General features: G+C 70.8%; 1 protein-coding gene. It reads left to right on the top strand.

The window, feature by feature from the left end:
* The first annotated feature begins 256 nt into the window (after window positions 1-256).
* Window positions 257-1,315 carry an IS110 family transposase gene (locus tag AB0H57_RS32840; protein WP_357512638.1) on the top strand — a complete coding sequence of 353 codons (1,059 nt, stop codon included), beginning with the start codon at window positions 257-259 and terminating at the stop codon, window positions 1,313-1,315.
* Window positions 1,316-1,322: the final 7 nt, after the last annotated feature.

Below are 1,322 nucleotides of genomic sequence, written 5' to 3'. Positions count from 1 at the left end.
CTGACTGTGAGGCTGGCTTGGTCGGTCCGCAAGTGATGGGCTGATGGTCGGCAGCAGTGGGCGTGACTCTTCGTCTGACTGGCTTCGTGCCTTTCGCGGGACTTGTCCGCCTGCTGCTGCCGGCGCCGGCCCGGCGGGAGACGTTTGGCCTGATCAGGAGCTTGACCGCCAGTTAGCGGCTGGCGTGTCTCATCACAGTCCTGCCATCTCCGCACCGGACCGGACCCTTGCGTCCCCACGGTGAGGAGAGAACGCAATGTCCATGCTGGCAGATCTGGTCGAGGTCGTCATCGGCGTCGACACGCACAAAGACACCCACACCGCCGCCGTACTCGACACCCGCACCGGCGGGGTCCTCGCCAGGGCCACGGTGAACACCGACCCGGACGGCTATGCCGAGTTGGTGGCTCTGGCCGAGCAGCACTCAGGGCTGCGGGCCTGGGCGCTGGAGGGCTCCGGCGGTTACGGGGCCGGCCTGGCCCGGCACCTGGCCGACGCCGGCGAGTTGGTCGTCGAACTGGACCGGCCGCTGCGACCGGCCCGCCGTGCCGGGGCGAAGTCCGACCCGATCGACGCCGAACGCGCCGCCCGCGACGCACTCGCCCGCACCCGCCTGGCTCAGCCCAAGACGGGACCCGAGCGGGCCGCGCTGCAGGCACGACTGACCGCCCGCCGCGCAGCCGTGGAAGCCAGCTCGGACGCCCAGCGGCAACTGCACGCGTTGGTGATCACCGCCCCCGAGGTGGTGCGGGCCCGCTTCCGCGGCCAGAGCACCCGCCTCATGCTCACCACCGCCACCCGGCTGCGCCCCACCACCAACGCCGATGTCGAGGTGTTCACCTGTCTGACCGTGTTGCGGGACCTCGCTCGCCGCGTCCGCTTCCTCGAAGCTGAAGCCACCGAGCACGAGAAGGCGATCCGGACGATCGTGCGCTCCTGGCGACCGGACCTGCTCGACCTCACCGGCGTCGGACCGATCGTCGCGGCCACCGTGCTCACCGCCTGGTCCCACCCGGGACGCTGCCGCAACGACGCCGCGTTCGCCATGCTCGCCGGCGCCGCCCCCATCCCGGCGTCCTCCGGCAAGACCGTCCGCTACCGCCTCAACCGCTCAGGAGACCGCCAACTCAACCGCGCCCTGCACACCGTCGTCCTGACCCGGCTGCAACGCGACGAACGCACCCGCGCCTACGCCGAGCGCCGCCGCGCCCAAGGCAAAACCGACCGCGAGATCAAACGCTGCCTCAAGCGTTACGTCGCCCGAGACCTCTACCGACGCCTCGAAAACCCACCCCAGCCACTTGACGCGGCATAGGAGCGTC

The sequence above is a fragment of the Micromonospora sp. NPDC050686 genome (genome assembly GCF_040654475.1).
In the GTDB taxonomy this organism is placed as follows: domain Bacteria; phylum Actinomycetota; class Actinomycetes; order Mycobacteriales; family Micromonosporaceae; genus Micromonospora.
Note: the sequence above shows the minus strand (reverse complement) of the source record. Positions and strands in the feature narration are given on the sequence as shown.